Annotated in this window: 11 protein-coding genes and 1 pseudogene; 11 read left to right on the forward strand and 1 reads right to left on the reverse strand. The window is 62.3% G+C overall.

Annotated elements, in window-relative coordinates; genetic code table 11:
• From WB528_RS09345 to WB528_RS09395, 11 genes and pseudogenes are all read left to right on the forward strand, one after another.
• Positions 1 to 718 (forward strand): efflux RND transporter periplasmic adaptor subunit (locus tag WB528_RS09345; RefSeq protein WP_423888135.1); only part of this gene is annotated, 718 nt, incomplete at its 5' end.
• Positions 719 to 734: 16 nt separating this feature from the next.
• On the forward strand, positions 735 to 3,875 hold the full coding sequence (locus WB528_RS09350; RefSeq protein WP_423888136.1) for an efflux RND transporter permease subunit: 3,141 nt from the start codon (positions 735 to 737) through the stop codon (positions 3,873 to 3,875).
• An 82-nt stretch (positions 3,876 to 3,957) separates the two neighbouring features.
• Positions 3,958 to 4,572, forward strand: coding sequence for a TetR/AcrR family transcriptional regulator (locus tag WB528_RS09355; RefSeq protein ID WP_423888137.1), 615 nt, complete (start codon positions 3,958 to 3,960; stop codon positions 4,570 to 4,572).
• Positions 4,573 to 4,603: 31 nt separating this feature from the next.
• Complete coding sequence (locus tag WB528_RS09360; protein WP_423888138.1) at positions 4,604 to 5,236, forward strand: flavin reductase family protein; 633 nt, start codon at positions 4,604 to 4,606, stop codon at positions 5,234 to 5,236.
• Positions 5,237 to 5,433: 197 nt separating this feature from the next.
• Positions 5,434 to 7,701, forward strand: a complete 2,268-nt coding sequence (locus WB528_RS09365; protein WP_423888139.1) for an acyl-CoA dehydrogenase — start codon at positions 5,434 to 5,436, stop codon at positions 7,699 to 7,701.
• Positions 7,701 to 8,984 (forward strand): acetyl-CoA C-acetyltransferase, encoded by a 1,284-nt coding sequence (locus WB528_RS09370; RefSeq protein ID WP_423888140.1) that lies wholly within the window; start codon positions 7,701 to 7,703, stop codon positions 8,982 to 8,984. Before WB528_RS09365 ends, WB528_RS09370 begins: the two co-directional genes overlap by 1 nt.
• 8 nt (positions 8,985 to 8,992) lie before the next feature.
• A complete protein-coding gene (locus WB528_RS09375; RefSeq protein ID WP_423888141.1) occupies positions 8,993 to 11,083 on the forward strand; it encodes a 3-hydroxyacyl-CoA dehydrogenase NAD-binding domain-containing protein in 2,091 nt (696 codons plus the stop codon).
• 32 nt (positions 11,084 to 11,115) lie between these two features.
• A complete protein-coding gene (locus WB528_RS09380) occupies positions 11,116 to 11,550 on the forward strand; it encodes an acyl-CoA thioesterase (RefSeq protein WP_423888142.1) in 435 nt (144 codons plus the stop codon).
• A 247-nt stretch (positions 11,551 to 11,797) separates the two neighbouring features.
• Complete coding sequence (locus WB528_RS09385; RefSeq protein WP_423888144.1) at positions 11,798 to 12,202, forward strand: FecR domain-containing protein; 405 nt, start codon at positions 11,798 to 11,800, stop codon at positions 12,200 to 12,202.
• A 6-nt stretch (positions 12,203 to 12,208) separates the two neighbouring features.
• Positions 12,209 to 13,066 (forward strand): annotated as a pseudogene (locus WB528_RS09390) (CHASE2 domain-containing protein); the annotation flags it as partial.
• Positions 13,067 to 13,081: 15 nt separating this feature from the next.
• Complete coding sequence (locus WB528_RS09395; RefSeq protein WP_423888145.1) at positions 13,082 to 14,071, forward strand: adenylate/guanylate cyclase domain-containing protein; 990 nt, start codon at positions 13,082 to 13,084, stop codon at positions 14,069 to 14,071.
• A gap of 56 nt (positions 14,072 to 14,127) precedes the next feature.
• Here WB528_RS09395 and WB528_RS09400 read toward each other — a convergent pair whose 3' ends face one another.
• Positions 14,128 to 14,352: a hypothetical protein gene (locus WB528_RS09400; RefSeq protein WP_423888143.1), complete on the reverse strand. Its 225-nt coding sequence runs from the start codon at positions 14,350 to 14,352 to the stop codon at positions 14,128 to 14,130.
• Positions 14,353 to 14,635: the final 283 nt, after the last annotated feature.

Consider the following 14,635-nt stretch of genomic DNA (forward strand, 5'->3'; position numbering starts at 1 on the left):
GCGCGCCAAGGACCTTCGCGCCAAGGGCTGGGCCACCGACGCGCAGCTCGATTCCGCCAAGGCGGCGGGAGACGAAGCGCGGGCGCGGCTCAATCGCGCCGAGCGCTCGGTCGAACTCACCAACAACTCGCTCTCCTCCGCAACGCTCGTGGCCGACACCCGCGGTGTCGTCACGGCAACGTCGATCGAGCCTGGCCAGGTGGTTGCCGCGGGCCAGGCCGCGATCCGCGTCGCCCGGCTTGGTGAGAAGGAAGCTGTCGTCGCTGTCCCCGAGACGCTTCTCAATCGCGCCAAGTCGGGCGTTGCGACGGTCACGCTGTGGTCGGAGCCGGACAAGAAATATGCCGCGAAGCTGCGCGAGGTCGCGCCGTCGGCCGATCCCGCGACGCGCACCTATCTCGCCAAGTTTTCTCTGCCGGATGCCGGCGATGACGTTTCGCTCGGGATGACCGCGACACTGACGCTTGCCGATGCACAGACCGACCGCGTGGCGCGTCTGCCATTGTCGCCGCTGTATAGCCAGGGCGGCGATCCCTCGCTCTATGTCGTAGACGACAAGGGTGCGATTTCGCTGAAGCCCGTCGCGGTCAAATCCTATGACAGCAATTGCGTTGTCATCTCGAGCGGGGTCGACGAAGGCGCAAAGATCGTCGTGCTCGGCGTGCAGAAACTCGATCCGGCCGAAAAGGTTCGGGTCGTGTCGTCGTTGTCGTTCTAGTCAAACGAGGGTCACGATGAAGCGATTCAATCTATCGGCCTGGGCGGTCAGCCATCCCGCGCTGGTGCTGTTTCTGATCATCGCATTGGGAGCGGCCGGGTTCTTCTCCTATCAGAAGCTCGGCCGGGCCGAGGACCCCTTCTTCACGGTCAAGGTCGTGAACGTCTCGGCGATGTGGCCGGGCGCGACCGCCAAGGAGATCCAGGAGCAGGTCGCCGACCCCATCGAGAAGAAGATGCAGGAACTGCCCTATTTCGAGAAGGTGCAGACCTATTCCAAGCCCGGTTTCACGGCGATGCAGGTGACCTTCCGCGATTCGACGCCGCCGAAGGAAGTTCCTTACCTGTTTTATCTGCTGCGCAAGAAGCTCGTCGACGTGCAGGGCGAGTTGCCTTCGGGCCTGCTCGGCCCCGTCGTCAACGACGAATTTTCCGACGTCGATTCCATCCTCTACATGATGACCAGCGACGGCGCCGACTATGCGCAGCTCAAGAGAGCCGCCGAAGGCCTGCGCCAGCGCCTTTTGAAGGTCAACGGCGTCACCAAGGTCGACATCTACGGCACCCAGGACGAGAAAATCTACGTCGAGTTTTCGCACGCGAAACTGGCCACCCTTGGCATCACGCCGCAGGCATTGTTCGATTCGCTGGCGAAGCAGAATAATGTCGTACCGGCCGGCACGGTAGAAACTTCAGCTCAGCGCGTGCCGCTGCGCGTCACCGGCGCGCTCGACGGGGTCAAGGCGGTGGCGGAGACGCCGGTCGAAAGCAATGGCCGCGTGTTCCGCCTGGGTGACATCGCGACCGTCAGCCACGGCTTTGTCGATCCGCCGAGTTTCGTCGTGCGCCAGGAAGGCAAGCCCGCGATCGGCATCGGCGTCGTCACCGCCAAGGGCGCCAATATTCTGGAACTCGGCAAGGATGTGACGGCGGCAACGTCCGAGTTCATGAGAGCGGTGCCGCAAGGCATCAGCGTCGACCGCATCGCTGACCAGCCGGAAGTGGTCGAGCACGCGGTCAGCGAGTTCGTGCACTCCTTCATCGAAGCGCTGGCGATCGTGTTGTTTGTCAGCTTTGTCGCGCTCGGATGGCGCACAGGCATCGTAGTGGCGCTGTCGGTGCCGATGGTGCTCGCGATCGTCTTCATCGTGATGGATGCGATGTCGCTCGATCTGCATCGGATCACGCTCGGCGCCCTGATCATTGCGCTCGGCCTCCTGGTCGACGATGCCATCATCGCGGTCGAGATGATGGTCGTGAAGATGGAGCAGGGTTGGGACCGCATCCGCGCGGCGTCATTTGCCTGGGAATCGACCGCGTTTCCGATGCTGACGGGAACGCTGGTGACGGCGGCGGGCTTTCTGCCGATCGGCTTTGCCAATTCGGCGGTCGGCGAATATGCCGGCGGCATCTTCTGGATTGTCGCGATTGCGCTGGTCGCATCCTGGTTCGTCGCGGTGATCTTCACGCCCTATATTGGCGTCAAGCTGCTGCCGAACATCGTGGTCAGCCACAACCACGATCCGCATGCGGTCTACGAGACTCGTATCTACCGCGCTCTGCGCGGCGTGATCCAGTGGTGTGTGAATCATCGCGTCAAGACCGTGCTCGCAACCGTTGCGGTATTCGTTGCCTCGATCGTTGCTTTCGGCCATGTTCAGCAGCAATTCTTCCCGCTGTCCGAACGTCCTGAATTGTTCCTGCAGCTTCGGCTGCCCGAGGGCACCGCCTTCAACGTCACGGAAAAATCCGTGAAAAAGGCGGAAGGTCTGCTCAAGGGCGATCAGGATATCGCAACCTACACGTCCTACGTCGGCCAGGGTTCGCCGCGCTTCTGGCTCGGACTTAACCCCCAGCTTCCGAATGAGGCTTTCGCCGAGATCGTGATCGTCGCCAAGAACGTCGAGGCGCGGGAGCGGATCAAGGCTAGAATCGAAAAGGCGGTTGACGGCGGCGACCTGTCCGAAGCGCGAGTGCGCGTCGATCGCTTCAATTTCGGGCCGCCGGTCGGCTTTCCGGTCCAGTTCCGGGTGATTGGGCCCGATCCGAAGGTCGTTCGCGAGATTGCCTACAAGGTGCGCGACGTCGTTGCAGAGAACAAGAACATCAAGGATCCGCAGCTCGACTGGAACGAACAGTCGCCTTACCTCAAACTCGTCGTCGACCAGGACCGTGCCCGTGCACTGGGACTGACCCCGCAGGACGTCTCGCAAGCGCTTGCGATGCTGATCTCCGGTGTGCCCGTGACCACGGTGCGCGACGGCGTCGAGAAGGTCGAGGTGGTGGCGCGTGCGGTGCCTTCGGAACGGCTCGATCTCGGCCATGTCGGTGATCTCACCGTGACGTCGCGCAACGGCGTTGCAGTGCCGCTCGCGCAAATCGCCAAAATCGAGTACTCCCATGAGGAGCCGATCATCTGGCGGCGTAATCGCGACATGGCGATCACGGTTCGGGGCGATGTCGTTGACGGTGTGCAGGCGCCCGACGTCACCAACCAGATCTGGCCAAAACTTCAAGACATCCGCGATCATCTCGAACCGGCCTACCGGATCGAGGCGGGCGGAGCGTTCGAGGAAGCCGCCAAGGGCAACGCTTCGATCTTCGTGCTGTTTCCGCTGATGGTGATCGTGATGCTGACGCTGTTGATGATTCAGTTGCAGAGCTTCTCGCGCCTGTTCCTGGTGTTCCTCACCGCGCCGCTCGGCATCGTCGGCGCCTCGCTCAGCCTCAACGTCGCCAACCAGCCGTTCGGCTTTGTGGCGCTGCTCGGCCTCATCGCGCTGGCCGGGATGATCATGCGCAACACCGTGATCCTGGTTGATCAGATCGAAACCGACGTCGCCCATGGCCTGACCCGCCGCGAAGCCATTGTGGAAGCCACCGTCCGGCGCGCCCGGCCGGTGGTGCTGACGGCGCTTGCCGCGATCTTGGCGATGATTCCGCTGTCGCGCTCGGCGTTCTGGGGGCCGATGGCTATCACCATCATGGGCGGCCTGTTCGTCGCGACCTTCCTCACGCTATTGTATCTGCCCGGCCTCTATGCGCTCTGGTTCCGCAAAAGCCTTGAAGAAAGCGGCCGAAGCGTCCATGCTGATCTTGCGCCGCAACATCAGGACATTGCCAAACCCGCATTTCCGCTTGCTGAGGCGGCGGAATGATTGAACATTGGAGCGGGCGAGGTGTTGGTCCGCGAAAGTCCCTGCTCGATCTCGAATCGAGTAGGGTGAACCGAGTACAGAAATGACACTGACTGCCGAACATACGGAGACGGACACCCGGGAACGCATTCTTGTGGTGGCGGAACGCTTGTTCCGCGAACTCGGCTATCAGAAGACCACCGTCGGCGACATCGCCAAAGCGCTGCGCATGAGCCCGGCCAATGTCTATCGCTTCTTCGATTCGAAGAAGGCAATCCATGAGGGTGTCGCCCGTATCTTGATGGGCGAGGTCGAGGACGTGGCCAGAGCGATCCTGGTCAAACCTGGCCCGGCGACCCCCCGTCTGCGGGAGTTGTTGACGACGATCCACCGCATGAACTCGGAGCGCTTTGTCGGCGATTCCAAGCTGCATGAGATGGTCGAGATCGCGATGGAGGAGAGCTGGGAAGTCTGCGTTGCGCACATGCAGACGATCGTTGAAGCGATCGGCGGCGTGATCGCGCAAGGCGCGGCCTCGGGCGAATTCGAGGTGACGGATGTGCCGCTGGCGGCCATGTGCACCTGTCAGGCGATGCTCGGCTATTTCCATCCGCAGATGATTGCCCAGGCGATGAACAAACCCGGGAAGCCTCACGCAGAGATCGAGCAGATGATCGATTTCCTGCTCGCCGGGCTTGGGTCGCGCAGCCGGAAATAAGGCTTCAAGAAAATAGCAGGAAAAACAGATCGTGGATGCAACAAGCCCCAGGAACTTACACTATTACGAGCCGAAGAACGGCCATGGTCTCAGACACGATCCGTTCAACGCCATCATCGCGCCGCGTCCGATCGGCTGGATCTCTTCGCGCGATGCCAAGGGCAACGTCAATCTGGCGCCCTATAGCTTCTTCAACGGCTTTTGCTATACGCCGCCGATCATCGGATTTTCCTCGACCTCCTGGAAGGACAGCGTCGCCAATATCCAGGAGACCGGCGAGTTCGTCTGGAATCTTGCCACACGCGATCTGGCGCAGCAGATGAACGCGACCTCGGCGCATGTGGCCCACGAGGTCAACGAGTTTTCGATTGCAGGCCTCACCGCCGTGCCTTGCAAGCTCGTGAACGTGCCGCGCGTTGGCGAAAGCCCGGTTTCGTTCGAATGCAAGCTGACGCAGATCGTTCAGTTGCAGGGCGCCGACGGCAAGAAGGCCAACGCCTGGCTCACGCTCGGCGAGGTCGTTGCCGTCCATATCGACAAGGCCATGATCAAGGACGGTGTGTATCAAACCGCGCTCGCGCACCCCATCGTGCGGGCCGGCCGCAAGGGCGACTATTTCGAAATCCGCCAGGACGCCATGTTCGAGATGGCGCGGCCGGATTAGTACCCCTTTAAGCTACTGATGGTATTACGGAACTGCTCAAGCTGCCCGCCGTTATCCTGCCGGGCGCCTGCGCATCAATTTCGTTTTGTTTTGAATGCGGTGTATCAACCAAATTCTGACGCATTCCGCTTAGTGAGTCGTGTATTGGCATCATCGTAGCTCTCGTTCGCCGCGCCGCTGACCATGAGGACATCGCCATGAGCTCCTTCCGCCGCGATTTCATCACCAAGCCGATCTTCTCCTGGGCACGCGGGGTTTTGCCCTCGATGTCCGACACGGAGCGCGAGGCGCTGGAGGCGGGCGACGTCTGGTGGGATGCCGATCTCTTCGCCGGCAACCCGGACTGGTCGAAGTTGCTCAACCAGGCGCCGGCCGTGCTGACGGCCGAAGAGACGGCCTTCCTCAACGGCGCGGTCGACGAGCTCTGCGTGATGCTCGACGACTGGAAGATCAATTGGGAATGGCGCGATCTGCCGCCAGAGGTCTGGGACTTCATCAAGCAGAAGAAATTCTTCGGGATGATCATCCCGAAAGAGCACGGCGGCCTGGGCTTTTCGCCCTACGCACATTCGGAAGTGGTGCGCAAGCTGTCGTCGCGCTCGCTGGCGGCCGCCGTCACCGTGATGGTGCCGAACTCGCTCGGGCCCGGCGAACTGCTGATGCGCTTCGGCACGAAAGAGCAGCAGGCGCGCTGGCTGCCGCGGCTGGCCGATGGCCGCGACATTCCCTGCTTCGGCTTGACCAGTCCGGAGGCCGGCTCGGACGCCGCCTCGATGATCGACTCCGGTGTCATCTGCAAGGGTAATTTCGAAGGCAAGGAAGTGCTTGGCCTCCGTCTCAACTGGCACAAGCGCTACATCACGCTTGGCCCGGTCGCGACACTGCTCGGGTTGGCCTTCAAGGCTTACGATCCCGACCATCTCGCCGGCAACGTGGATGAGCTCGGCATCACGGTCGCGCTGATCCCGACGGACCTTCCGGGCGTCAGCATCGGCCATCGCCACTTGCCGGCGATGCAGGTGTTCCAGAACGGCCCGAACTGGGGCAAGGACGTCTTTATTCCGATGGACTACATCGTCGGCGGGCAGGAACGTCTTGGCCAGGGCTGGAAGATGCTCATGACGGCGCTCGCCGCCGGGCGTGGCATTTCGCTGCCGTCGCTGTCGGCGGCAGGTGCGGCCTATGCAGCGCGCACGACGGGCGCCTATGCGCGAATTCGCGAACAGTTCGGGATTTCGATCAGCAAGTTCGAAGGCATCGAAGAGCCGCTCGCCCGCATCGCCGGCACCGCCTATCTGCTCGATGGAGCGCGACGGCTGACCTGCGCGGCGCTCAACGAAGGCCGCCATCCGGCGGTGATTTCCGGCATCATGAAGCTGCAAGCGACCGAGCGCATGCGCATTGCGATCGACGACGCCATGGATATTCACGGCGGCAAGGCCGTGATTGACGGGCCGCAGAACTATCTCGGCAGTCTTTATCGGTCGGTGCCGGTCGGCATCACGGTGGAGGGAGCCAATATTCTGACCCGCAACCTGATCGTGTTTGGCCAGGGCGCAATCCGCGCCCATCCGTATCTCCTGCTGGAAATGAACGCGCTCGGCGAGCAAGATCGCGCCAAGGGCCTCGATGCCTTCGACGACGCGTTCTGGAAGCATGTCGGGCACAGCGTGGTCACGCTGTTCCGCGCCTTCGGCCGGAGCTGGACCGGCGGGATGTTTGCGCCGGCACCCGATGCCGGTGACGCGACGCGGTTCTATCGGCAGCTGTCGCGCTATTCGTCGGCCTTCGCGCTCTGCGCCGATATGGCGCTGTTGACGCTCGGCGGCGCGCTCAAGCGCAAGGAAATGCTGTCGGCGCGCTTCGGCGATATTCTGTCCGAGCTCTATTTGTTGTCGGCGGCGCTCAAGCGCTGGCAGGACGAGGGACGCCAGGCGGCCGATTTCGCGGCGCTCGAATGGTGCATGGCGAGCGGCTTCCGCACCATCGAAAGCCGCTTTGCCGAAATACTCGCAAACCTTCCCAATCGCTTTGTTGCGGTTATTCTGAAGTTGGTTGTGCAGCCGTTTGGCGCGCGCGTGCTCGGGCCTTCCGACCGCGTGGTGCACGAATGCGCCCAGCTGGTGCTGGAGCCTTCCGCGGCGCGCGACCGGCTGACGCCGGACCTCTCGCATGTCGACGACGATCGCGGCGTAGCGCGGCTGGAGAAGGCCTTCCTTCTGGTGACGGGCGCCGAGGAGATTTCCAAGCGCATGCGTGCGGCTCACCTGCATGATTGGCAGGAGGCGGTGAAGCGCGGTGTCATCACGCAAGCCGAAGGCGAACAGTTCAAGGCCGCGCATGAGGCGGTTGCGAAGGTGATTGAGGTTGACGATTTCGCGCCGGAAGCGCTGTCGCCGATCTACAAGAAGCCGAACGTGCGCCAGTTCTTCCAGGAACTGGGTGAGCAGAGGGCGGCAAGCTGATGGCGGCTCCGGTATTCATTATCGACGGCAGCCGCACGCCGTTCCTGAAAGCACGCACGGGCCCCGGACCCTTCACTCCGGTCGATCTCGCCGTTCAGTGCGGCCGGCCGCTGCTCGCCCGCCAGCCTTTTGCGCCCGACGCTTTCGATCAGGTCATTCTCGGCTGTGTCAACGTCATTGCCGATGAGATGAACCCGGCGCGGGTCGCGGCGCTACGGCTCGGCATGGGCGAGAAGATGGTCGCCTTCACCGTGCAGATCAATTGCGGAAGCGGCATGCAGTCGATCGATACCGCCTACCGCTACATCCGCGAGGGTGTCTCCGATCTGATCCTCGCCGGAGGTGCCGAAGCCCTGAGTTACGCGCCGCTGGTGTGGCCGCAGCAGGGCGTGCGCTGGTTCGCGGGGTTGGCGACCGCCAGGGGGATTCTGGCGAAGCTCGCCGCGGTCGCCAAAGCGCGTCCGGCCTATTTCAAGCCGATCATCGGGCTCGAGCGCGGCCTGACCGATCCGATCACCGAACTCAACATGGGGCAGACCGCCGAGGTCGTCGGCCATCTCTTCGGCATCACGCGCGAGCAGTCGGATGCGTATGCCGTCGAAAGCCACCGGCGATTGGCGCATGCGCAGGAGAGCGGCTTCCTGAAGGGCGAGGTCGAGACCGCATTCGCGCGCGACGGCAAATTCTACGATCACGATGACGGCGTGCGCCCGGATTCCACGCCCGAAAAACTCGCCACGCTCAAGCCGGTGTTCGAGCGGCCATGGGGGCAGGTGACGGCCGGCAACTCCTCGCAGATCACCGATGGCGCGTGCTGGACCATTCTTGCCTCGGAGGCGGCTGTCGCCAAACATGGCCTGACGCCGAAAGCCGTGATCGTCGATAGCCAATGGGCGGCGCTTGATCCCTCGATCATGGGGCTCGGGCCGGTGATGTCGGCGACCGAACTCTTGAAGCGTAACAAATTATCTCTCCAGGACGTTGAGACTTGGGAATTAAATGAAGCTTTCGCGACGCAGGTGCTCGGATGCCTGGCGGCATGGAACGACGAACAGTTCTGCCGCGAGATATTGGGCCTCGATGAAGCCGCGGGGCAGCTCGATCGCGCGCGGCTGAACGTCGATGGTGGCGCGATCAGCCTTGGCCATCCCGTCGGCTGCAGCGGCAACCGCATCGTCCTGCACCTCGTCAACGCGATGAAACGGCTCGGCACCAAACGCGGCATCGCCACCGAATGTATCGGCGGCGGGCTGGGCGGCGCCATGCTGATCGAAACGGTATAGGGAGCGTCATGGAAAGCCATATCCTCGACGTACTCTCCGATCGCGTTCTTGAACTCGGTCCGCCGGCCGTGAGCGGGCCTTATCGTCACTTCAAGCTGACGCGCGATTCCGATGGCGTTGCCTGGCTGCTGTTCGATCGCGAAGGCGCCAGCGCGAACACTTTGTCGGCGGATGTGCTCACCGAATTCGACACCGTGCTGGCGGCGCTCGAAAACGAGCGGCCGGCCGGGCTTGTCATTCGCTCGGCCAAAACCTCCGGCTTCATCGCCGGTGCGGATGTCACTGAATTCCGCGGCGCGACCGATCCGGCCGCGGTCGAGACGCAGATCGCTCGCGCCCATGCCGTGGTCGACCGCCTGGAGGCGGTGAAGTTTCCAACCGTGGCCGTAGTCCACGGCTTCTGCCTCGGCGGTGGACTGGAAGTCGCACTGGCCTGCCAGATGCGGATTGCCATTGACGGTGCGCGCTTTGGTTTCCCCGAAGTGATGCTCGGGCTACATCCCGGCCTCGGCGGCACCGCGCGTTTCACCCGTCTCATCAATCCGATGCAGGCGATGACGCTGATGTTGACCGGCAAGACGATAGATGCGCGGCGCGCGAGGTCGCTTGGCCTCGTCGATGCCGTAACCGAGGAGCGTCACGTCCGCAATGCGGTCAAAGACGCGGTGTTCGGCCGTCTCAAGCGCTCCCAGCCCGGCTTTCTCAACGCGGTGCTGAATGCCGGCCCGGTGCGCGGGCTTCTCGCCTCGCGCATGCGCTCCGAGGCCGCGAAGTCCGCATCCCCCGAACATTACCCCGCGCCTTACGGGCTGATCGACCTCTGGGAGAAGCATGGCGGCGACAAGGCCACGATGCTGTCAGCCGAGAAGAGCTCGTTCGCGCACCTGATGGTGACGCCGACCGCGCAAAACCTGATCCGCGTATTCTTCCTGCGCGATCAGATGAAGAAACACGCCGGCTCGGACAACCAAATCAAGCATGTCCATGTGATCGGCGCCGGCGCCATGGGCGGGGACATCGCCGCCTGGTGCGCCAACCAGGGATTGAGGGCAACGCTGGCCGACATGAAGCCGGAGCCGATCGCCGGCGCGATGAAGCGCGCGGCCGATCTGTTCGGCAAGATCATTCGCAAGCGCACGGATGTGCGAGATGCACTCGACCGGCTGATTCCCGACCTCGATGGCGAGGGAGTCCGTACCGCCGATTTGATCATCGAGGCGGTGCCGGAGAAGCTTGAGCTGAAACAGAAGGTCTATGCCGGCCTCGAACCGCGGATGAAGGTGGGTGCGATCCTTGCCACCAATACGTCGAGCATTCCGCTGCAGGATCTGCGAACGACGCTGACAAAGCCGGAGCGGTTGCTCGGCCTGCACTTCTTCAATCCGGTATCGCGCCTGCAACTGGTCGAGGTCGTCAGCCACGACGCCACAGACCCGCAATTGCTGAAGGAAGCGCTGGCCTTTGTCGGCGCCATCGATCGCCTGCCGCTGCCAGTGAAGAGTTCGCCAGGCTTTGTCGTCAACCGTGCGCTGACGCCCTACATGCTGGAAGCCATGGTGATGCTCGATGCGAACGTCGACAAGTCGGTGATCGATGCGGCCGCGGAAAAGTTCGGCATGCCGATGGGACCGATCGAACTCGCTGATCAGGTCGGGCTCGATATTTGTCTTGCGGTCGGCGACATGCTGCGTTCGAAATTTGGCGACATGCTGCCGCCGACGCCGGCATGGCTGCGCGACAAGGTTGCCAAGGGCGAGCTCGGCCGCAAAACGGGTAAGGGCTTTTATGTCTGGACCGGCGGCAAGGCCGACAAGGCGCAGGCGTCGAACACCACGGAGCCTGATCCGGAGATGATCGACCGACTGATCCTGCCGATGTCGAATGTGTGCGTGGCATGCTTGCGCGAAGGAATCGTTGACGATCCCGACATGGTCGATGGCGCCATGATTTTCGGCACCGGTTACGCGCCGTTCCGCGGCGGTCCGTTGAATTATGCGCGGACGCGCGGCCCTGCGAATGTGGCATCGGCGTTGCGGACACTCGCCGCGAAGTTCGGTGGCCGGTTCACGCCGGATGCCGGCTGGGATGGTTTCAAATAGTCTGAATTCGCATGTGATGAGCCCCGTTTGACATGACCGATACCCAAGCCGTTCACGCCCCGCCCGTCACCGAAGCCGCGCCTTGCGGAGATCTCTGCATCCGCACGCTGGCAATGCCGGCCGACACCAACCAGAACGGCGATATTTTCGGCGGTTGGTTGCTCAGCCAGATGGATGTCGGCGGCGGCATCTTCGCTTCCAAGCTCGCGAAATCACGCACCGTCACGGTTGCCATCGAGGCGATGAATTTCCGCAAGCCCGTTTATGTCGGTGACCTGGTTTCGGTGCATGCCGATCTGGTGAAGGTCGGCCGAACTTCGGTCACGGTCCACCTTGAGGCTTGGGTCCTGCGCCGCAGGGAAATGCAGCCGATTCTCGTGACCGACGGCAACTTCACCTACGTCTCGATCGACGATGAGGGCCATCCGCAAGCGGTCCAGTACGGCGATCCGCCGATTCCAGCATAATCATCACGGGCAGGCTTCCGTTTTTCTGCGCTTCTCCGTCGCATCCAGGGGCGGCGCTTTCCTTTGCCGCCGCACATGACAACGTGGCAGAATAGCCCACGCGATCCCCTGCATAGTAAAGTTGGAGTTGGTCATGAAAGAGTTATTCAAGGCGGGGTTTATTCTGCTCGCATATGCGTTGAGCTCAATTGAAATCGCTGTGGCGCAGCCCGCCAATTCGGGATGCTCTTCGGAATACTCGTCGGGCATGACGCAAACGTTGCACTGTGAGGTTGGGATTACGATCGTCGCCGAAAATGGCGCCAGATATAATCTCCAAAGCGGCCGTAACGGCCGCGTCGATGCGGTCGAACTCAGCGGCAAAGCCCTGTTGATTGAGGCCCTGCCGAAATCCGGCGGAAACAAATTTCAGGTCATTACACCGCAGGCGATTGCTGCGGTCCGCGGCACGAAGTGGGCGGTTGATGTCGCCGCAGACAAGACTTCGGTCTTCGTCGTCAACGGACGGGTCGCCGTCGGACGGCGAACGGGCAGTCACAGTATAACCCTGCGGCCTGGCGAAGGCGTGGACGTCGAAGCGGGCGCGCCCCTGACGGTGAAGCGCTGGGCTCCCGCGCGCGTGGCGGCCTTGCTGGCTCGCCTCGGACAGTAAACGTTGATGATCAGCCGCCCTATCCAGACTTCGATTGCCGTCATTCTGGCAGCGATCTGGGGCGGTGGCGTTTATTTCGAGCACAGCCGAGGCGGGCTGCGATTTCTTGATCGCATCGAATCCACGACGATCGATATTCGAACGCTTGCGCGCGGAAGAAGGACACCGCCGGATCTCGTGACCATCGTTGCCATTGACGACGATATCGTGAAGTTGCGGGGCGCCTACCCGCTTTCCCGGGTCGATCTTGCAAAGATCGTTGATGCGATCGCCCGGCTGGAGCCAAAGGTCGTCGCCGTCGATCTGCTTTTGCTCGACAACGGTGCTCCCGATGCCGATGAGGCTCTTGAAAAATCGCTCGCAGCGTGTCCGGCTGTCATTGCCGCCGCGGCGATCTTCCCGGAAGCCAGCCAGTCGGTTTCTTCTGGGAATGACAAGGGTCCGCTCGCGCGGCTCCCGACGGCTGAGAAATTCCTGTTGCCTCTGAAGAGATTCGCCGATCATGCCAAAGTTGGCATCGCCAATGTGGCGACGGATCAAGCTGGCACGCCGCGTTCCATCCCGATGCTGTTTCGTACGCGTGATATGGTCGAATTGTCATTTCCGCTCCGCGTCGCCTCGCTGGCGGTCGGAAAGGAGCCTGCGATCGAGCCGGATCGTTTGACGCTGGGTCAACGCTCCGTGCCAATCGACGCCGATCATGGTCTGCCGATTGCATTCTATGGCCCGCGGAGGACGATCCGAACGATCAGCGCGGCGTCGGTCCTTGCCGGCGACATATCGCCCGGCGATATCCGCAATCGGATCGTTGTTGTTGGCGCCGCAGTCAGTGGCGGCGGCGACTTTTTCTCGACCCCCTTTGACCGGCTGTTGCCAGGCGTGGAGGTCATTTCCACGGCCATCGACCACCTCGTGGCTGGCGATGGTCCATTGCAGGACGAATCTGTCCGCATTGCCGACGGCGTCGTTGCCGTCTTGTTGCCTGCAATGCTTGTTGGTCTTCTCGCGTGGCGGCAAAATGCAGTCGGACTAATCGCCGCTGCGGCCGTCGTGCTGATCTGGGTAGCGGCAAACTTCCTGGCGTTTTCCTCCGGAATAGCCATGAGTGCCGCGGTGCCCATCGCCGCAGCCGCCGTGCCAATCGTCTTTTTCGGGTCATTGCAGCTGTGGTCGGGCCGGCGGCAGGCACAATACTTTGCGGCCAGAAATGAACTGCTCGAACGGTTTCAGGCGCCCGCGATGCAAAAATGGCTGGCTCGAGATCCGGATTTCCTTGCTGAACCGGTCCGCCAGAATGCTGCGGTCGTCTTTATCGATCTGTCCGGTTTCACATCCCTGAGCGAACAGGTGGGGCCGGACAGCACGCGCGATTTGTTGAAGGAGTTTCATGCTCTGGTCGACAGGGAAGCGGTCGCTTGCAGCGGGATGATCACGAGTTTTCTGGGTGACGGCGCGATGATTCTGTTCGGCTTGCCCAGGGCTACCCCGGACGATGCGGCGAGGGCGGCAGAGTGTGCGCTCAGGCTTTGCAGCAGTACCGGACGATGGCTGGCCTCGCTGCGGCTGACGACCCCGTCGAAACTTGGATTTAAGGTCGGCGCCCATTTCGGCGTGATCGTTGCCTCACGGCTCGGCGGCGGAAGTTATCATCACATCACGGCGACAGGTGACACCGTCAACGTGGCGAGCCGGCTGATGGAAGTGGCGGCAAGACACGGCGCAGAACTCTCGGTAAGCGACGAACTGCTTCATGCGGCCGGGCGAGATTGTGCCCTGTTCAAATCGGGTTGTCTGGCCGGGCCGGAGCAAACCCCCATTCGGGGGCGTTCGGGCTCGCTGACGATCTGGTTATGGCGCAGCCAGGCATAAAACCGTGCTCGACACCGGGTACGGCTGGCGGCCGGTATGAAGGGCCGATTTGACTCTCAGTAGCTGATCTTTCGGTTCGGGTCGTCGCTCATATTGGGCGGATACTGCGAAGAGGTCGCGGGAGCGCGCATCTGCCCGCTTTCGGAGTGCACTTTCTTGTGCTTCTTCTTGGCCGCCGTGCCGTTCTCCGTCGCGGCTTTCACCGGTGCGGCCATGTAAACTGCGGCTGACGCCATCGCAAACATGGCGAGCGTCAAGAGCCGGATGGCGGATTTTTGCATGCACTACTCCTGCTGGCGGACGGATATAAGACCTTGCAAGGCTTGATGGTGTTACCCCGCGCCGGAGCAAACATTCCTTCCCCCTCACGCCAACGTGAGGGGGAGAGGTTCTATCTCGCAACGGCCACCGGCCGGTGATCCGGCACTACCCTGGTGAAAAGCGCCAGACGTCTTCCGAGGGACCTACTGTGGACGCGCGGACGTCACTCGGCAGCGCCAGCGGACTCGAGCGCCGGGTAGTCCGTATATCCCTTGGCCCCGCCGCCGTAGAAGGTCGCCTTGT

Source organism: Bradyrhizobium sp. (assembly GCF_049586575.1).
Classification (GTDB): Bacteria; Pseudomonadota; Alphaproteobacteria; order Rhizobiales; family Xanthobacteraceae; genus Bradyrhizobium.